Below are 18,168 nucleotides of genomic sequence, written 5' to 3'. Positions count from 1 at the left end.
TCATGGTAGGGAAGGGGGCGCGAGTTTCATGCCTTCAATATAGCAAATAGGACGTTTTTGTCAATGATAGGCTTCCCTGCACCTTTTTGGCTCTTGTGTGTTTTTGATTGTGTTGAAACCTCCTGCTTTGTAACTACCTGCTCATGAGACTGACTTGGCTGACGGATATTCACCTCAATTTTCTCTCTGATGCGGCACTGGCCTCGTTCTACTCCACGTTGACGGAAAACCGGCCCGATGCCCTGGTCATTACGGGTGACATTGGCGAGGCTGACTCTCTCGAAAGCTATCTTCGTGCACTTGCCGCCCATCTCCAGTGCCCCATCTATTTCGTCCTCGGTAATCACGATTTCTATCGCGGGTCGATTGGAGCTGTTCGCGAGCAGATGCGCCACCTCAATCAGGAAAACTCCCGACTGACCTACCTGACCCAATCCGGGATCATCCCATTATCAGATTCTACCTGCCTGATCGGTCATGACGGCTGGCCCGATGGCCGCAATGGCGACTACGAAAGATCTCCGGTCCTGCTGAACGACTTCCTGCTGATCCGCGACTTCCGCCGCCCTGACCAGACTATCCCGCGTCTCGATCCTGAGGTCCGGCGCCACTGGCTGACTGTCATGCAGCGGCTCTCGGCCGAGGCGACCAATTATCTCGAGACACAGGTTGCTGAGGCGCTCCCCAACTTTTCTCATCTGCTGATAGCAACGCACGTCCCGCCTTTTCGCGAAGCCTCCCTCTACAGTGGCCATATCTCCGGCGACAACTACCAGCCTTTTTTCTCCAGCCGGAAAATGGGGGAGATGTTGCTCCGGACTGCCATCGCCTCCCCGCAGACCCGCATCACAGTCCTGTGTGGCCATAGCCACTGGACAGCTTCCTTCTCACCCGCCCCCAATCTGACTGTCCATACCGGCGGTGCCGAATACGGCGAACCGGTCATCCAGCGGATCTGGAATCTATAACCTCACTTTTGATGCTGAATCACTGACTAATAATTGACAGAAGTAGTCCATGTCCATATAGTGGGGACACCACGGTCAACTTGAGAGAAGGAGATATGACTCATGGCTACTCCTCGTTCTAAGAAGCTGCCAGTCGGCAAAGGGAAACTGGGCTATACGACTTCCAATGTCTTTCGTGCCCCCCTCAAAAAGGTCTGGGAAGCTGCCACCCAAGGGAAACATCTCAAAAAGCACTTCATCGATGACTTCTTGGGCGAGTTTGGTCCCGCTCTGGAACCGGTAACCTGGACATGGAAGGAGTATGGAAGCTGGACTTTCATCCCGGTCAAGTTTGTCCGCGAAAAGGAGATTATCTTCCTGGCCCCAGGCCCGGATGAAAAATACCTCCTCACTATCCGGTTTGAGTTTGTCAGGAAGGGCAACAAGACGATTTTTCGCGTCCATGACTCCGGCTACGCCACCAAACACCTTCGCAACGCGTTTATGATGTGCGAAGGATGGAGCGAGTTCCATACAGCGCTTAAAGCCTATGTCGGATATGGAAAAGATCTGAGAAAGATCTGAGCGCGAGCCATCCCGCTTTGCGGCAGGGTCGGCCTCCGACCCGGTCATCCTTTTTGGCGCGAATGCCGAAACAATTGGTGACGATTCTTTTCCGCACGCTTTTTGGCCGTTAGCCATCTATATTACTGCGATGACCCCAAGAGCCGTACTCTCAACCTTTGCTACCTCAACGGAGCTTGCCATGCGGAAACTGATTTTGGCCGGACTGTTACTTCTCGGCTTCGCTCTGCCTGCAACCAGCCAGGACTTTTACGACATTGATTCCGTCCGTACCATTCAGATAACTTTCACTCAGTCCAATTGGGACCACATACTGGACAGCCTCTACGCGATAGGCGAGGAACGGCTCATTGGCACTGTCACTATCGATGGCGTCCAGTACGACAGCGTTGGTGTACGCTACAAAGGTTTCAGCACGTACAACCCCAACCGCACCAAAAATCCGTTCAATATCAAACTTGACCACATCATAAATAACCAGACGATCCAGGGCTATGGTACCCTCAAATTGGCCAACGTCTGGTTTGATCCGAGTTTCGTGCGTGAGGTCCTCACGTACGAGATCGCCCGCAATTACATGCCCGCCTCCCGGGCGAACTACTGCAATGTCTACGTCAATGGTACCTTGATGGGCTTGTATGTCAGCGTGCAGGATGTCGACAAGCTTTTCATGCGCACCCATTTCTACGAGGATGCCGGTGTCAGGTTTAAGGGCGAAGTCGCTGGCGGCCCACAGACCGTTTATCCAATCTGGACATACGAGGGAGAAGACTCAACCACTTATATGGATCGATTCGAGATTGAGTCCAATGAAGGATGGTCCGAATTGATAGATTTCTTTGATACCCTGAACAATTTTACGGAAGAAATTGAAAGAGTACTTGATGTCGACCGGCATCTCTGGATGCTTGCCTACGACAACCTGTTTGTTAATCTCGACGGGCCGATCAATTTCGCCCACAACTACTATCTTTATCGCGATGCCTCCAAGCGATTCAATCCGATCATCTGGGACCTCAATATGAATATGGGAGGATTCAGTCAGATCATTGGTGGCGGGCCTCTGTCTGTTACCCAGATGCAGAATCTGAATCCGTATCTGAACGAAACCAACGACGATTATCCTATCATCGAGAAGATCCTGTCCAACTCTACCTATAAAAAGCGATATGTCGCTCACATGAAAACGATCATGTCTGAGATGATAGCCTCAGACTGGTATCGGACTCGTGCTCTCGAACTTCAGGCCATCATCAATTCCCATGTTCAGGCAGATCCGAACAAGTTCTCCACCTATGCCAATTTTCTGAACAACATCACGTCCGCGGTCGGCGCCACCCCTGGAATCGTGCAACTGATGGCAGGGCGGCTCAATCATCTCAACAGTCAGCCACTTTTCTCGGCACCTGCTCCGGTCATCTCTCAGGTGACCCATACCAATACCCCTCTCGCCGCCGGTACCACCGCCTGGGTCGCAGCGTCCGTCAGCAATGCCACTTCGGTTGCCTTGAAGTATCGTGATGACCTGATTTCACCCTTTACCGTGGTTGCCATGTTTGATGATGGCGCTCACAACGATGGTTTGGCCTCCGATGGCATCTTTGGTGCTTCCGTGATCGCCGGGACATCAGACATCCACTACTATATTTACGCCGAGAATGCCACTTCCGCGACCTTCATGCCGCCGCGCGCTGAATTCGAGGATTCAGTCCTGATCGTGACGACGCCAACCGTCTCCGCCGTCAAGATCAATGAGTTTATGGCCGACAACCTCTCCACTCTGGCTGACCAGGATGGCGAGTTCGAGGATTGGATAGAGCTGTACAATCCAACCGCCGCCCCGATCTCTCTGGTCGGCTGTCACCTTTCCGACAAACTGACGAATTTCGGCAAATGGACTTTCCCTGATACCGCCATTGCTCCCTTCAGCTACATGACGATCTGGGCCGATGAGGATGTCACGCAGGCCGGACTCCATGCCAACTTCGCCCTCTCCAAATCAGGGGAGGCAGTCGTTCTTTCCGACTCTGCGTTGATTTTGATTGATTCCGTCGTGTTTGGAGCCCAGGTGACAGACTCGAGCATGGCCCGTTGCCCCGATGCTACCGGTGCGTTTGCCGTCAGCGGCCCGACTTTTGGCGCCACCAACTGCTCAGTCAGTTGTTGCAGTGGAACTCGCGGCAATGTCACCAGCTCTGGGACAATTGATCTCTCTGATCTCTCGACCCTGATCGCTTACCTGAGCGTCGTACCAAGGCCAGCTCTGCCTTGCGTGGATGCCGCCAATATCAACGGTATCGATAGCATCGATCTGAGCGATCTGTCACTTCTGATATCTTATCTGACCTTTACGCCTCGCCCGACCTTGCCTGCCTGCCCCTGAGCGGGCCTAAGAGTCGCTGGCTCGAGTGAGAAGATCCAGATGCTCGGCTGATAATTCCAGCCGGGCCCCCGCAAGAAGATCACTCATTTGTTGGTGGTTTGTTGCGCTCGCGATCGGCGCAGTGATCCCTGGCTGAGAATTGAGCCAGGCGATCGCAACCTGCGAAGGAGAAGTCGCCGTTTCTTCCGCCACCATTCTCAGGGCATCAACTATTCGGTACCCCCGTTCGTTCAAATAATCCTTGATTCTCAATTGGCGGGAACTGGTCGAAAGGTCGGCTTCGGATTTGTACTTGCCGGTCAAGAAACCACTCGCCAGAGAAAAGTAGGGGATAACCCCCAGCTTATTCTCGATGCAATACTCTTGAAGGTTCTGCTCGAAATCCAGTCTGTCATACATGTTGTAACGGGGCTGAACCGTCTCATAGCGGGGGAGAGAGAGCCGCATACTTGCCTCCAGCGATGCCGCCATCCGCTCGCGCGAGAGATTCGATGCCCCGATCACGCGCACTTTTCCCTGACGAACCAGTAGATCATACGCCCCCAGAGTCTCTTCAACTGGAGTCTCCGGATCATCTTTATGCGTCTGATAGATATCTATATAGTCCGTCTGCAAGCGAGCAAGAGACCGCTCCACCGCCTGCAAGATATAGCCCCGCTTCAATCCTCGATCAGTCTCAGACATGTGGTGTCCGACTTTCGTCGCCACAATTACCTTGCTCCGGTTATTCCGCGCTTTCATCCACTTCCCGATGATCGTCTCTGACTCGCCGCCGACATTTCCCGGATACCAATTGGAATACACGTCGGCCGTGTCGATCAGCGTAAAACCGGCATCAACAAACTGATCCAGCAATCGATAAGAGGTCGCTTCATCCGCCGTCCAGCCGAATACATTGCCGCCAAACGCCAGCGGGGCGACAGATATTCCTGAGCGCCCCAACGGCCGCAATTGATTGGGCATATCTCTTACTCCTTCTCGTATGACTCAAGACAACCATACCGCCAGTCATTTCCCCTGAATCGGCGCTCCGACAGTATACAGCTCTCCTCTCGCTCCGCCAACCGATAAGGATAAAAGAGAATAACTGTCCTTATTTTGCGCAATTCGATTGCCATTCAATCGAAGATAGCAACAATCCATGTTTTGGTGATTGACAGAATCCGATTCTCGTGTATATTGCGGATGAGTACGGTGACCAAGTCGCCGCTCTCTCTACACATTACTTGGATAATAGTGAATCCTAACACTTGAGACTGTCGGCAGAAACTGTCGCGGCCTGACCCAAGTCCTCAAGCCAAATCAAAACCCGAATCTGGCCGGTCACCGACCGGCACAACGGAGGAACATCTTCATGTTCAAACTGTCCAAAATGCTGCTGCTGGTCGCGATGATTGCACTGGTGGTTGTTGGCTGCTCTCAGGAGCCCAACTCACCGCTCTCTTCCGATCTGAACAGCCAGACCGCGAATGGCTCCGAGCGCGCGACACTCGGTCTTGCCACCGCCGTCAGCGGAATTACGTCCGCCACCCTTCACCTCTATGTCATTTCTCCTTCCTCACAGGAAGTCCGGATCCATCGTATCACCGGCCCCTGGGATGAAATGACCGTCACCTGGAACAACTTTGGCGCCGCATTCTCACCGGCCGTTGAAGCGACTTTTGTCGCCGATGCCGTCGGCTGGGAAATGATCGACGTCACCGCTCTGGTCACTGCCTGGGCCGATGGCACCCACATGAATTACGGCCTCCTGCTCGACCAGGACAATCTCTCCCTTCGTACCGAGGTCGTCTCCAGCGATTCCGAGAATCTCAATCATCCGTTTGTCGTCATTTGCAGCGACCAGGGCTGCGACACTATCTACATCGATATGGACACTTTCATTAACGAGCGCGATGCTACCTGGAATTTCGGAACCAACCGCATCATCACCTTTGGTAACGTCGCCGCTACTCCGTATGAAAAGCAGGGTCTGGTGCTCTTCCCGGTCCCGACGATCGAAGAACAGCTCGGCGCCCTTGGCAACTATGTCTGGTATGATGACAACATGAATGGCATCCAGGACGAAGGTGAAACCGGCGTCTCTGGCGTTACCGTCCAGTTGTTCAATTGCGAAGGTCTGCTTCTCGACGAAATGCTGACCGATGGCGACGGGCTTTATCTGTTCGACAGCCTCCCGGCTGGCGGCTACTATGTCAAGTTCAGCAACCTGCCGGCTGACTATGTCTTCACGTCGCAGGATCAGGGCGGCGACGACGCGCTTGATTCTGATGCCGATATCAATACTGGCCAGACTATCTGCACCACGCTGGACGCCGGTGAAGTAGATCTGACTTGGGATGCCGGTATCTATAAGCCCGAAATGGGCGGCTGCAGCCACACGATTGGCTACTGGAAGACCCATGCTGGCTTTGGCCCGCAGGCTGACGAAGTAACCCAGTACCTGCCGATCTGGCTCGGTACCGATGGCGGAACCAAGTCCATGCAGGTCACCTCTGCGCTTCAGGCTGTCCGCGTCCTCAACCAGGACTACTATGGTACCTCCTCAAACGGTATCACCAAACTGTATGCGCAGATGCTCGGCGCCAAGTTGTCGATGGCCGATGGTGCGGATGGTTCCGCTATCGCCGCCACCATCGCGGCCGCCGATGCCTTCCTGGCCAGCCACGATTACCTGGATTGGGCCACTATGTCTCGCGCCGATCGCAGTATGGTCAACGGTTGGAAAGACATGCTCGACATGTACAACAACGGTTTGATCGGCCCTGGCCATTGCGACGAGGGAATGCTCTACTAATCCAGCTTCCATGTTATTTTGAGCGAAAAAGCCTGCGAATCATCGCAGGCTTTTTCTTTGCCGAAATATTCGCCTTTGTAACTCTGATTGTGACGTTTGTCGCAAGGGGAGCACTCCAAGGCGAATTTTCGTCCCGTCCGCTTGTGTCAGTGCGAGGATGGACTTATATTGTCCGCGATGCAGCGTCCGAATACCGGACCGCACAGCACAGCGCGATCGTTTTGCCACTGTAAGGGAGTTACACATGTCAGGTCAGTTCGCCCACAAGTTCCACCCCTCGTTCACCGATCTCGGCCTCTCTTCAATCGTCGCCATCAGCGAAGAGGTCCGCCGACTTGAAGGGGAAGGACGCTCTATCACCAAGTTTCAGCGCGGTGATCTCAACTTCGTCACGCCGCAGTATGTCCGTGATGCTCTGGTTAGCTCCCTGGGCCGCGGCCGCACCAATTACCCTAAATCCGGTGGTGAACCGAATTTCATCGCTTCTGTCCAGACCTACCATGCTGAGTCAGGCGTTACCCTGAATAAGTCGAACATCGTCTGCATGCATGGGGGACAGGAGGGCTTGCAACTCGCCTTTGGCCTTTTCCGTGGCAAGAAAGTCCTTGGCTTCAGCCCCTATTGGCCCTGTCTGACCGGCAACATCTTCCCGTATGGTGAGAACGAGTTCCATACTATCGACCTTGAGGAGACCGAGACCGGCATCTCCTTCGATGCTGACCGCCTCGAGTCGGAGTTGCGCAAGGTGGACCTCTTCTATTTCAATTCGCCGCACAACCCGACCGGCAAGGTCTTCACTCGCGAAGAAACGAAACTCATCGATCAGCTCTGCCGCAAGCATGGCGTCGTGATAGTTTCCGATGAACCCTACGATCAGATCCTCTTCGACAATGTCCGCCACACCAGCATGCTCGAGTTCGACAACGAACAGACTATTGCCGTTTTTACCATGTCCAAGTCATACGCCGCGACTGGGCTTCGCGCCGGTTATGTCGTTTGTCGTGATCCATTTATCTGTGACCTCTTTTCGCGAGCCGATTATAGCCAGACCGCGGGGGTCGCAACGCCGATCCAGGATGCGTATGCCGTTGCACTGACGGACAAACCGAATCGCGATGCCTGGTTCACTTCTCTCCGCACGGAACTGCAGCAACGTCGGGATATCCTCTTCCATGAACTCTCGACTGTCTTTCCGAACCTGGTCAAACCTCAGGGAGCGTTTTATTTCTTCCCTAATGTATCGTCGCTTGTTCCGGCGCATACGAAAGACTCCGATGATTTCCTGCTTCAGCTCTTCATGGAAAACGATGTTGCCGTGATCCCGGGTGGGACATTTGGCAGGGAAGGGCACGTACGGATCTCATTCTCCGCGACCACGCTTGACCAAACCCGCGTCGGCGCCGAGAGATTGGCGAAAGTCCTCCGTCACTCCGCCCGACAGCAAGCTTGAATCTCGAAGTTTTGGTCGATTCCCACGTTGACAAATCAAGTCGTTAACGTTATCATAGACTAACGGCTACGCATTACAACTCGGGGAATCCGCATGTATCTACTATCGGTCTTGCTCGTGCTCGTCCTTCTCAGTGTTGGAGTAAGCGCCAATACCATCTACGTACCGGACCAGTTATTCTCCATTCAACAAGCGATCGATATCTCCAGTGATGGCGACTCGATCCTGGTCCGACCGGGCACATATACGGAAAACATCAATTTCCATGGTAAGAGTGTCATTCTTGTGGCGACCCATGGCGCCCGCTCTACAATCCTGAAACCTTCGTATGGTTGGCCTCTTATACGTCTGATAAACGGTGAGGAGCACGCGGTCATTAGGGGGTTCACCCTCATCGGCGCAAGTGTCACCAACGTTGTGCTGATCAACTCTCATGCATACGCAGAGATCTCCGAGTGCATTGTTACCGGATACACCTCCGGCGAGGTTGCCATTCGCTGCGAGACTGATAGTTCACTTATCTCGCACAATTTGTTTTATGGCAACCAGGGGCTTAGCTGTGTCGGGATCTACAGTGGCTCAGCCCAGATCATCAATAACACTTTTGACGCCAACAATCGCGGTTTCTTCTGTTTAACCGGCCAGGGAGTTGGCCGCAACAATCTTGTCACCAATTCCATCCAATACGGCATCGCCGGGAGCTTCGCCGCACTCGAATACAATAATGCTTGGCAGAACCACTCGAATTATGAGTCAGGTGCACGAGCTGGCGTTGGAAGTCTCTCCGTTGATCCCCTGTATTGGAACATCCCCGGTCGCGACTACCGCCTGTTGCCGACTTCACCATGTATAGATGCCGCTGACCCGGATCCCCGATACAATGATTCAGATGGGTCGCGTGGTGATATTGGTGCCTATAACCTCAACTACCCCGCATTGCCTCTTCCAGTTCTCGTCATCTCTCCGCGTGGTTCTTCGGACCTGATTCGCTCGCTGACCCCGACCTTCACTTGGAAATTTCTCGACCGTGAGGGATACTTGCAGGCAGCGGTTGAGGTAGAGGTCGGCACCGATTGGGATTGGACTGAAGCTGAGCTATGGAGCACGGGCGAGATCACTTCCGCCGATACTTCAATCCTTTACGGCGGCACTGCGCTTGAAGACGGCGAATCGTATGTCGTGCGTATTCGTCTGTCCAATGGTACAGCTTGGGGAGAGTGGGTCGAAGAAGGCTTCACTATTTTACTCGGCCGACAGATCCGCGTACCCTTTGACTACCCAACGATCCAAAGCGCCATCAGCGCCTCCGAGCAGCTGGATTCGATCCTGGTCTTCCCAGGAATCTATACCGAACAGGTCAACTTCGGCGGCAAGAGAGTGGCCCTGGTATCTGCCTTTGGACCATCCTCCACCTTCCTCAGAGCGTGCACCATAACAGTTGGTCAAGACGAGGATTCGTCCGCGGTCATCTCTGGATTTACCTTTGAAAAGGGAACGACCACCGCCATTGGTATTGGCGGCAGCGCGACCCCCATCATCTGCAATAATATCTTCACTCGATTTCAGGGAGCCGATGGCGACGGGATGATCATCCGCATCAGTAACGGAGCGCCCATTATCCGGAACAATATATTCTGCCATAATACCAAAGGTTTTGCCTGCATTGGCAGCTACGCTCCTGCGGCACCCCGCATACTTAACAACACATTCACGAACAACCCTCGCGGATTTTTCTCCACCGGCCCTGGCATTGCCATGAACAACATGGTCATCAACTCTACCGACTACGGCATATGGGGAAACAACTACGCGACGCAACAATACAACCTCGTGTGGAACAACCATCCAGACTATTACTCAGGCGCAGTCCCCGGCACGGGAAACCTCTCGGTGGATCCTTTGATGGTTGATCCCAACGGGCTTGACTTTTCACTCCAACCCGCTTCTCAGGCCATTAATGCCGGCAATCCAGAGGCGATCTACTTCGATCCTGATGGAACTCGAAACGACATTGGCGCAGTTCCTTTCGACGCCAACTATCCGTCTCGTCTCTTCGATCTGGCGACATTGCCGGCCAGTTATGGATATGTGGTGTCGACAAACCCAAGCATCTCCTGGAAGTTCAGATCATCGACCGGCCGTACCCAGGTTGCCTATGAGGTGGAAGTTGGAGTCGATCGAGACTGGACGGTTGCAGAGTTCTGGCAACCTGGCGTGATCATGTCTTCCGACTCGATTGTCAGCTACTCAGGAGTCTCACTGTTCGAAGGTGATGTCTGCTTTGTTCGAGTGCGATTGTTTGATGGCGTGCAGTGGAGCCGCTGGACGGAATCTGGATTCCATATCCGGTTTCCGCGAAAATTCCGGGTTCCCGGAGAAGTCCTAACCATCGAAACCGCTTTGGCCACCGCCATAGATGGTGATTCTGTCCTGGTTAGTCCGGGTAGCTACAGTGTAGCTCTGAATTACAATGGCAAAGCCGTCGTGGTCGCTTCAACCGATGGCCCCTCGGTAACTACGTTAATCCCGGCTTCGCAGAGTTACACCGTGGCTGACTTTCGCAAGACCGAAGCGGAGGGTGCCGTGTTGACTGGGTTCACCCTCACCGGCAACCATTCAGGACCCTTTATATACATCCTTGCCAATGCCAGCCCGACAATCACCGGTAATTACTTCAGGAGTGCTCACGTGTCGAGTTCGTCTGTCGTCATTGCCTGCAATGACGGCGACCCACTCATCACACGTAATGTCTTCTACGACTGTACCGGCCTCGGCTGTGTTTTCCTGGAAAGAGGGACGGCTCGAATCCTGAACAATGTTTTCGACAGTAATGACGTCGGTGTCTATGCCGCCAATTTTTCGCGACCGGGATTGGTAGAGAACAACATCTTCACCCGATCGCGAATCACCGGCATCCTGCGTTCCTCCGGTACCATTCGATACAATCTCTTCTGGAAAAACGTTAAGGATATCGACCCAGTCTTTAGCCCCCCCGCACTGGATGGCACCAACTTGTTGGCTGATCCTGTCTTTGCTGATCCGTTGAGTGGGGATTATCACCTCGATGGTTCTTCGCCATGTATTGATGCCGGCGATCCCGACACACGCTATAATGACCTCGACCATTCCAGAAACGATATTGGCGTTTATCCTTATCTCGTGCAATCTGGTGTGCATGTGCGCGTTTTCCTTATAGAGCACGAAGAACTTGCCCATGTTCGCACCGTCACACCAAAATTCGTGTGGCTCCCCGTTGCTGCCGGATTGGCGCCCCAAACTGCGTTTCATATCATGCTTGGCACTGACTCTGACTGGTCAAGCGCAGAATTGTGGGATTCCGGGCCAACGCAAAGCGCCGATACTTCCATAAGTTACCAGGGAGCCACTCTGGAGCGAGGGAAACAGTATTGGGTTCGTCTGAAGGTGGCTGTCGGCTCAGAATGGTCGGAGTGGAGGCAGTTTGCTTTTCGCGTGAACTCACTCCCCAATATTCCGACGCCTGTCTCGCCAGTGGTTCAAGTGATCAACGACTATCTGGCACACTTCGCCGCATCATCTAATGGCGATGCGGAAAGCGATCCCCTGACCTTTGACTTCTATGTCGCGCACGATAGTTCTATGCAGCACGGGTATGACAGTACGACGGGGATTCATGAACAGGAGAGCGGTACCGTCAGATGGAATTCATACGCATCGCTCACTGAGAATGGTGCTTACTGGTGGTCAATTCGGGCTTGGGATGGATTTGAGTACTCACCTTGGGCAACTCCTTCGCCGTTCTGGCTCAATTCCGTCCAGGAACCAATGATCTACCTCATGCTTCTCTCTCCATCACTTCTGGAATCCAACGCTATTCCGTCCTTATGCCCAAAACTTGTCTGGTCGACCGCCGAAGATCCTGACCCTAGAACGGTTTCCACATATAGGTTGGAAGTGTGTCATGATTCTCTTCTAAGTCCTTGGCTCGTCAGGGATACTTTGACTGACACCACGTTCACTTTGACTGAACCTCTGGCGGTCAATACCCGCTATTGGTGGCGCGTCAAAGCGACCAATAATGCGGGGGATACTCTTTGGTCGCCAGTTGGAAGCTTCTGGACTTGGCGACAAGGCGATATTGATCTATCCCGAAAGATCGATCTTCTTGACCTCTCCGCTCTGATCGCATACATGATCCGTCGATCGAATGTCCTGGACTCTCCGCAGGCAGCTGACCTGTCAGGCGATTGTCACATTGATATTTCTGACTTGTCAAGACTCATTAACTATCTCACCGGCGTGCCCGCGGAGTTCGGACTCCCGTGTACCGCGGCTAGCGGACACAAAACGAATTCTTCTTCAGTAGTGCCGGTCACTGACCTGAAAGCGGGCAGCACCAAAGGTGAACTTAAAGAACCAGTCATGAATAGAGGGATGTTGAGAAAGCGTTGAGATCAAATACCGGGGGGCCAGTTTTCCTTCTATTGGAGTGTCTCGACTCGAATTGGTGTCTACCTTACGTGCCGCCTGAACGCCTTATCTATCAATCACCTACACGCTTTATCACAATTCGATTTGGCAGAGCAATTTCTTCTTTACGCACATGTCATGCATCGCTATCCTATTTGCAGAGGTCTTCTTCGTCATCCTGTCTCGTTCAAGAAAGGAGTTCAGCGATTTGGCAGCTGAGTCAGACTACAGCATAAATGTTGCTCCATGCAAGGAGAACTTTCATTCTTGGGTCAATCGTCCGTATGTGGATGCAACACTTCGACCGGATCTTCTTCGGGCTTCAGTGCTACTCGTGCCATTGGAGAACTATTCAGATCAGGTACCACTCGCGTTTCCAGAAGACACAGAATCGCTATTCCTATATTTGAGGGACAATCTTCCCAGTGGACATCACGTAGATTTTTGCGTGTCTGAGAAAGACTATCACGAACTCGCATTGCACTTTGACTGGTGGATATTGGCAGACATAGTAGTCCGTGATATAGCCCTGCCGATATTGGTCAGTGTCTTGGTTAATTACATTCAAGTTCGACGTCCCGACAAAGAGTCAGGACAAAGGATCAAGTTGAAAGTCATCGTTGTTTTCGAAGACGGGGCATCACGGCAAATTGTCTATAATGGACCAATCGAACACCTAGACAAGGTCATTGAAGCGGCCAAAGGTATAGATAATGGCGATGACGCTCAAGTGCATCCTGACATTTCTTCGCAATGTTAGAAAGCGCCGATCAAGGCCATCCACAGTCGAAACTATTCGCAATGTGCTGGCACGCGAGAAGTCTCATGCGGTTGCCGCTGGGAGGCAAGGCATTGCCAAAGAAATCTGGTGTTATCAACAGATATTAGACATTCAATTGCTGTATGTACAGACTTTTCGTAGCTTGAGCTCAGCCGAGTTCTATAGCGCATGGTGTGATCTCGAACAAATTGAAATAAAGCTAATATTTCTTTCACGCCATCTCGCTCTTTCGCCTGACAAGTACTATCTGGAATTTATAGGAATCGGACTAGAGCTTACCAATCCATTTTCCCATATCGATTCTTCTTTAGTCCAGCCTTGCTATACGGAAGCAAGAAGTGCAACATCTGTGGACTAATCGTCTCACTCAGGCATCATTGTGGTCACTATCCCGGCGAAATCTACGATGGTGAATTGTGCGGTCGCATTGTGCAAGACGTAAAGGTTGACCACATAGCGTTGGTGAACAATCCGTTTCAGAAATATTCGGTCTGTTTCCCGTCCGGCGCAACTCCATCGGAAAGAGGAGATCGATATGATTACGCGGTACTTGAGTATTTGATGGATAGGCTGAAGTCACCATGGCACGCATGGGATGTAAAGAACACTACTAAGTGGTATCCCCGGTCAGCATTTGAAGAGATGGAGCCTGGCGATTTTTGTCCATGCAATTCCGGTAAGAATTTCGGAGAATGCTGTCAGTCATTGCCCGGAGTGACGCTCCCGCATTACCATTTCACCTTTGCTGTGTCTCCTTCCAGAGACTTAATGGATGGCGGCGACCGGCTAAGCACTACCCTCAGGAAATCCGAGAAGGCGTGACGTGTTGGTCAGCGACCATGACAACGCTTATATTTCCTCCCACTTCCGCAAGGGCACTGCTCATTTCTTGCGATTTTCGTGCTTACATTTTCGTTGGGCCCTTTGAAATGCACTGGCTCAGGCTTGAGAAGTATAGGGTACTCACGAATCGTTCCTCTGAATTCTTTGACGCCCAGCATTAACCCTGTATTTGCGCGAATCTCGCTCTTCCGCTGCTCGTCTTCCCCCCAGTTCTCCGCGTACAGATAGACAAACTCATACAGCTGGAACTTAGGGCAACCGGCAGAGGTAGAGATTCCGATAACTTTTTGTTTGTCCCTGAACTTGTCTCGCGTGACAAAACACATATCTCCCAAGACGGTTCGGCGCTCATCTCGCGATAACCCGTGACTGCAAAAGTAGAACACGTAAGCCGTATCCATTTGTTCGCAGGTCCAATAGCGAATTAAGCCTTTTCCAGTTTCTTGGTTACCAAGGAGGCGCTAATAAACGCAGCACTTACGGCTCGCCTTTGTACGCGATCGAGTCGCGATAGTTCTCGAACCACATGTCTGTATATTGGGTCTGGGTCAGACTTGCCCAGTTCTATGAAATGATCCCAGAGGTAACTTGCATTATCCGCCTCTTTCTTCGACAGATACTTCGCGTCTTGAAATAGCCCCTCTGCGAAGCCCACTGGATATTGTATCGCGCCAACATTGGTCAAGTGTGCAAGTGACTTACCGTGTTGGACGTAGTCGGCGAGCAGGTCCTCCTCTCGACCGCTGATCGTTAACTCTCGCGGTCCGAGCATTTCTTCTTTGGCGCCGAGGTAGCGCACAAAGTCCGCGATTGTATCAAGCTCACTTAGAATCAACGCAAAACTGCGATCAAAGGTATGCACAACTCTTCCCTTGAGTACCTGGACCGTTGGAAGTCCAACGTTTCCATCTCCCAAGGTAACTACAACGAGATAGATTCGGTCGAAAGCGGAGATCTCAATTGCCTCTTTTGCTCCCGAGGCCGCTGTCAAGGGTGGGGTTCTTCCCTTTTTGCGCATGAGGCGTTCAGCACCAAGAACCTGCTGTGTGGGCTTCTCGATAGCCTCACGTCGGTATCGTTGGTCCTTCCCAGAATGAGCAATGACTTTGACCTGGAAAATTATCAGGATACGATCAAATGCGACCAGAAGATCGCAAATCTCCTTTCCGTCCTCCCACCTGGGATTCGGGAAGCACCATTCGCTCAGGAACGAGCGGAACGCCAGTTCATTTACAACACTCTCTGCGCGCTTTCCCTTGAATTCAAATCGCCGAGGTTCTAAAGTGCTCGATTCAAACGAATTAGGATGACTATTCATAAACGTTCATGTAGCTGTAGCATGGGTGACAAACTCAAAATGAAAACCTATGGGAAAGCTCAAATTTTCGTGTCTGGGTCCGGGATATCGAACCGCCAAAGCCCGCGGCCGCGACCCCTGCGTAGCATCGGCATTAGCCCCCGCTGGACAAGATCCTTTATGTCACCTCCCGGTGCCGGGTCTGTGTAGCTCAATTCGTTTGCTGCTCTCAATAGATCATCATCCGTGAACTCGAATTGTCCTTCCAAGTACCGTTCCCACGCACGGCGAAATGCCTTAGCACCACGCTTCGTATTGGTATGGTTCATCCAACTGCTCTTCGCAGACTTTCTCCAGCGAATGATCCGATAGTCAGCGTCGGGAAGAAGATACTCTCTCAGGTGCCTCTCTGGAAGTAGTCGAGTCAACTATTGTAGCTACTGTAGCAACATTAATTGAACGAAGTCGACTATGGAGCTTTTCGCACAACTCGCTTTGGGTTACTTCAGCAAGGCTCTTCGCTTTCCCAATCTGCTGTAGGAGGAGAGTCCAGGAATGGCTGGTGTTCGAGTCAGGCTGACACTCATACCAGGTCAGCAAAAAGTCACGACCATCGACACCGACACGCGGCGGCTCAGCTTCCCAGCGCGACAATGCGGCGCGCAGCTCAGGATAGTAGCGATTCGTAGCCTCACAGAGCACCAGGGATGTCATGGTCATAAGATCGCCGATACCGCCTGGACATGGGTAACCCGGGGCGAGGGGGTAGTTCGGCAGCGTCACGCACATCTTGTCATGATATTTGAGGTCAATATTTTTAAGCTGCTCCAGTTCAGCTTTATCCAGGCGCTCACGAACCGCCACAGCCACTTCTTCGATAGTCCGCTCCAGGCGCCGTTGGTCAATCGGTTGAGCACTTTCGACGCTTAGTAGCAGTGATCGTAGCACCTTTACAACAACCGATTTCGTTTCGAATATGCGCTTTCTCAGGTCCGGATTGCTGAGAAACTCAATTTGAATAGTGGAGAGCCATTCGAAGGTATCGGCTTCATCGTACGAACAGGGTGCCTCGAACTGCTTGCCGGCCACTTCAGCCATGCGTCGCCAGCAAAGTTCCCGCGCGCCGATTGGCTGTTGGCGCCATTTCAGCGGATACAAAGTATCAATATAGCTCGAAATCCAGGAACCACTGAAAGCTTGCTCTGAATGTCCAGTCGATATGTGCGCCTGCATCTGCTTTTCGAGGTGTTGAGCGAAGTCAGTCAGCGCTTCTTTCCAGTCTGAGACACTATAGAAGGTATTGAAGTCGTTGGCGATGTACAGCGCCGCGCTCTCAACTTGAGGGTCTATATGGGAAATAGCGAAGTGTCTGAGAACGTCCGATTTGGGTGCAAGTCTGAGGGCCTGTTCAAATTCGGGTATAACTTTGCCATCGCTCACCGCCGATCCGCCCACCGCGGCAATCTTCGTTTCCTGATCGAGTGATTCGAATGCTGCTCGACTGATCTTATTGTTTTGGTCTTGCCTGGCCATAATACTTGAATCGCTTGATTTATGGTTTACAGCTCACTTTGCTTTTCCGACACCGTGTCCTTTCAGGAGGGCGGCGATACGCCGCTCCGGTGCGTGAGCTATTCTGTCAATATTGTGGGCGTAAATCATGGTCGTTTCAATACTTGAATGCCTGGCCATCGCCTGTGCCTCCTGCGGCGATGCACCACCCTGTAGCGAAAGAGTGACTGCTGTATGCCTCAGGCTGTGCGCCGACAAACGAGCGCTGTCAAGTCCACACTGCCGAAGAGCCACCTTCACAATGCGTCTGATCGATCTCGTCGACAGGCGTTGACGACTGTTTCGATAACTCACAGACGCGAAGAGTGGTTCATCGTCCTCAGTGCGCCTCGAGCCGAAAGGTATTCCCGAATTGGTCGCAGAGTCTCGAATGGCACCAGGACAAAATCATCCTTTGCCGCATGCCCTTTTCCCTGGATCCAAAGTACCGCTTCGCCACCTTCCTGGCGGATGTCCCCGATATCGGCTCGGGTCACCTCAACAGTCCGGAGGCCTGTCGTAACGAGCAGGTTAAGTAGGGCATAGTCCCGTTTCCCGGACAAGTCTGAGCGGTCCAAAGATTGGAAGAGATCGCACACTTGGCCAATGGTGAGGCAATCCTTGCGAAAGCCCTTGACCCGTTTCGAGCCCTTGATTCCGCGAGCGACGTTTGGATAGATCTTCGACGCTTCCAGCCACTCAAAGAACTTTCGCACTGCTACAAGATAGTTCGAGATTGTCAACGCGGACAGCCCTTCAGCCTCCAGCGATCGCTTGTAGGCGAGTACCTCTTCGCGAGCCGGTGCAAACTGCCCCAGCGCGCGTGCGTGCTCCAGGAAGCGCTGTAAGCCCTTTCCGTAGGTTCCGCGAGACGAGGCAGAGACATCTTGGTCAGCCAGGAACCGGCTCGCCAGATGATCAAGCCTGAGAGAGACTGTTAGCGAATCTGTGGAAATTGGTGTTGTAATGTCGTCCATAGTTGCCCTTTCAAGTATGCCTACCGCAATTTGCAGGTGGTGCGTGTTGACGTCAAGCAATAATATGTCCGCAATGCGGCATTTACGGACATATCATGCTCCAATCTA

15 protein-coding genes are annotated in these 18,168 nt (G+C 52.4%); 9 read left to right on the top strand and 6 right to left on the bottom strand.

From position 1 onward, the window contains the following. The first annotated feature begins 143 nt into the window (after positions 1 to 143). The 3 genes from IPH75_05400 to IPH75_05390 all read left to right on the top strand — a co-directional run bounded on the left by IPH75_05400 (position 144) and on the right by IPH75_05390 (position 3,915). Positions 144 to 968 (top strand): metallophosphoesterase, encoded by an 825-nt coding sequence (locus tag IPH75_05400; protein ID MBK7141494.1) that lies wholly within the window; start codon positions 144 to 146, stop codon positions 966 to 968. Positions 969 to 1,070: 102 nt separating this feature from the next. Beyond that, entirely contained in the window at positions 1,071 to 1,532 is a 462-nt protein-coding gene (locus tag IPH75_05395; protein ID MBK7141493.1) for an SRPBCC domain-containing protein, read from the top strand. Between the two features lie 181 nt (positions 1,533 to 1,713). Beyond that, on the top strand, positions 1,714 to 3,915 hold the full coding sequence (locus tag IPH75_05390; GenBank protein ID MBK7141492.1) for a CotH kinase family protein: 2,202 nt from the start codon (positions 1,714 to 1,716) through the stop codon (positions 3,913 to 3,915). 6 nt (positions 3,916 to 3,921) lie between these two features. On the opposite strand, the gene IPH75_05385 is transcribed toward IPH75_05390, so the two are convergent. Next, the gene (locus tag IPH75_05385; GenBank protein ID MBK7141491.1) at positions 3,922 to 4,878 is read right to left on the bottom strand and encodes an aldo/keto reductase; all 957 of its coding nucleotides are present in this window, start codon (positions 4,876 to 4,878) and stop codon (positions 3,922 to 3,924) included. Positions 4,879 to 5,269: 391 nt separating this feature from the next. Here IPH75_05385 and IPH75_05380 point away from each other — a divergent pair, with 391 nt between their 5' ends. The 6 genes from IPH75_05380 (at position 5,270) to IPH75_05355 (ending at position 14,214) form a co-directional block, all read left to right on the top strand. After that, positions 5,270 to 6,712, top strand: coding sequence for a DNRLRE domain-containing protein (locus IPH75_05380; GenBank protein ID MBK7141490.1), 1,443 nt, complete (start codon positions 5,270 to 5,272; stop codon positions 6,710 to 6,712). A 244-nt stretch (positions 6,713 to 6,956) separates the two neighbouring features. Continuing rightward, on the top strand, positions 6,957 to 8,162 hold the full coding sequence (locus tag IPH75_05375; GenBank protein MBK7141489.1) for a pyridoxal phosphate-dependent aminotransferase: 1,206 nt from the start codon (positions 6,957 to 6,959) through the stop codon (positions 8,160 to 8,162). A 93-nt stretch (positions 8,163 to 8,255) separates the two neighbouring features. Further along, entirely contained in the window at positions 8,256 to 12,593 is a 4,338-nt protein-coding gene (locus IPH75_05370; GenBank protein ID MBK7141488.1) for a right-handed parallel beta-helix repeat-containing protein, read from the top strand. Between the two features lie 466 nt (positions 12,594 to 13,059). Beyond that, complete coding sequence (locus IPH75_05365; GenBank protein MBK7141487.1) at positions 13,060 to 13,371, top strand: hypothetical protein; 312 nt, start codon at positions 13,060 to 13,062, stop codon at positions 13,369 to 13,371. Then, positions 13,325 to 13,750, top strand: coding sequence for a hypothetical protein (locus IPH75_05360; GenBank protein ID MBK7141486.1), 426 nt, complete (start codon positions 13,325 to 13,327; stop codon positions 13,748 to 13,750). Before IPH75_05365 ends, IPH75_05360 begins: the two co-directional genes overlap by 47 nt. A 71-nt stretch (positions 13,751 to 13,821) precedes the next feature. Then, positions 13,822 to 14,214, top strand: a complete 393-nt coding sequence (locus IPH75_05355; GenBank protein MBK7141485.1) for an SEC-C domain-containing protein — start codon at positions 13,822 to 13,824, stop codon at positions 14,212 to 14,214. Between the two features lie 8 nt (positions 14,215 to 14,222). On the opposite strand, the gene IPH75_05350 is transcribed toward IPH75_05355, so the two are convergent. The 5 genes from IPH75_05350 to IPH75_05330 form a co-directional block, all read right to left on the bottom strand. Next, positions 14,223 to 14,636: an SEC-C domain-containing protein gene (locus tag IPH75_05350; GenBank protein ID MBK7141484.1), complete on the bottom strand. Its 414-nt coding sequence runs from the start codon at positions 14,634 to 14,636 to the stop codon at positions 14,223 to 14,225. Between the two features lie 23 nt (positions 14,637 to 14,659). Next, on the bottom strand, positions 14,660 to 15,553 hold the full coding sequence (locus IPH75_05345) for a hypothetical protein (protein ID MBK7141483.1): 894 nt from the start codon (positions 15,551 to 15,553) through the stop codon (positions 14,660 to 14,662). Positions 15,554 to 15,904: 351 nt separating this feature from the next. Next, complete coding sequence (locus IPH75_05340) at positions 15,905 to 17,065, bottom strand: hypothetical protein (GenBank protein ID MBK7141482.1); 1,161 nt, start codon at positions 17,063 to 17,065, stop codon at positions 15,905 to 15,907. Positions 17,066 to 17,098: 33 nt separating this feature from the next. Next, positions 17,099 to 17,449 (bottom strand): tyrosine-type recombinase/integrase, encoded by a 351-nt coding sequence (locus IPH75_05335; protein ID MBK7141481.1) that lies wholly within the window; start codon positions 17,447 to 17,449, stop codon positions 17,099 to 17,101. Then, positions 17,395 to 18,060: a site-specific integrase gene (locus tag IPH75_05330; protein MBK7141480.1), complete on the bottom strand. Its 666-nt coding sequence runs from the start codon at positions 18,058 to 18,060 to the stop codon at positions 17,395 to 17,397. Before IPH75_05330 ends, IPH75_05335 begins: the two co-directional genes overlap by 55 nt. Positions 18,061 to 18,168: the final 108 nt, after the last annotated feature.

This window comes from bacterium, from assembly GCA_016708025.1.
Taxonomy (GTDB): domain Bacteria; phylum Zixibacteria; class MSB-5A5; order GN15; family FEB-12; genus FEB-12.
The sequence above is the reverse complement of the archived record's forward strand: the minus strand, read 5'-3'. Positions and strand labels throughout refer to the sequence as shown.

Bases quoted from the DNA above. Each gene is read 5' to 3' on its own strand.
- IPH75_05400 (MBK7141494.1), top strand. From the start codon at position 144: ATGAGACTGACTTGGCTGACGGATATTCACCTCAATTTTCTCTCTGAT.
- IPH75_05395 (MBK7141493.1), top strand. From the start codon at position 1,071: ATGGCTACTCCTCGTTCTAAGAAGCTGCCAGTCGGCAAAGGGAAACTG.
- IPH75_05390 (MBK7141492.1), top strand. From the start codon at position 1,714: ATGCGGAAACTGATTTTGGCCGGACTGTTACTTCTCGGCTTCGCTCTG.
- IPH75_05385 (MBK7141491.1), bottom strand. From the start codon at position 4,878: ATGCCCAATCAATTGCGGCCGTTGGGGCGCTCAGGAATATCTGTCGCC.
- IPH75_05380 (MBK7141490.1), top strand. From the start codon at position 5,270: ATGTTCAAACTGTCCAAAATGCTGCTGCTGGTCGCGATGATTGCACTG.
- IPH75_05375 (MBK7141489.1), top strand. From the start codon at position 6,957: ATGTCAGGTCAGTTCGCCCACAAGTTCCACCCCTCGTTCACCGATCTC.
- IPH75_05370 (MBK7141488.1), top strand. From the start codon at position 8,256: ATGTATCTACTATCGGTCTTGCTCGTGCTCGTCCTTCTCAGTGTTGGA.
- IPH75_05360 (MBK7141486.1), top strand. From the start codon at position 13,325: ATGGCGATGACGCTCAAGTGCATCCTGACATTTCTTCGCAATGTTAGA.
- IPH75_05350 (MBK7141484.1), bottom strand. From the start codon at position 14,636: ATGGATACGGCTTACGTGTTCTACTTTTGCAGTCACGGGTTATCGCGA.
- IPH75_05345 (MBK7141483.1), bottom strand. From the start codon at position 15,553: ATGAATAGTCATCCTAATTCGTTTGAATCGAGCACTTTAGAACCTCGG.
- IPH75_05340 (MBK7141482.1), bottom strand. From the start codon at position 17,065: ATGGCCAGGCAAGACCAAAACAATAAGATCAGTCGAGCAGCATTCGAA.
- IPH75_05330 (MBK7141480.1), bottom strand. From the start codon at position 18,060: ATGGACGACATTACAACACCAATTTCCACAGATTCGCTAACAGTCTCT.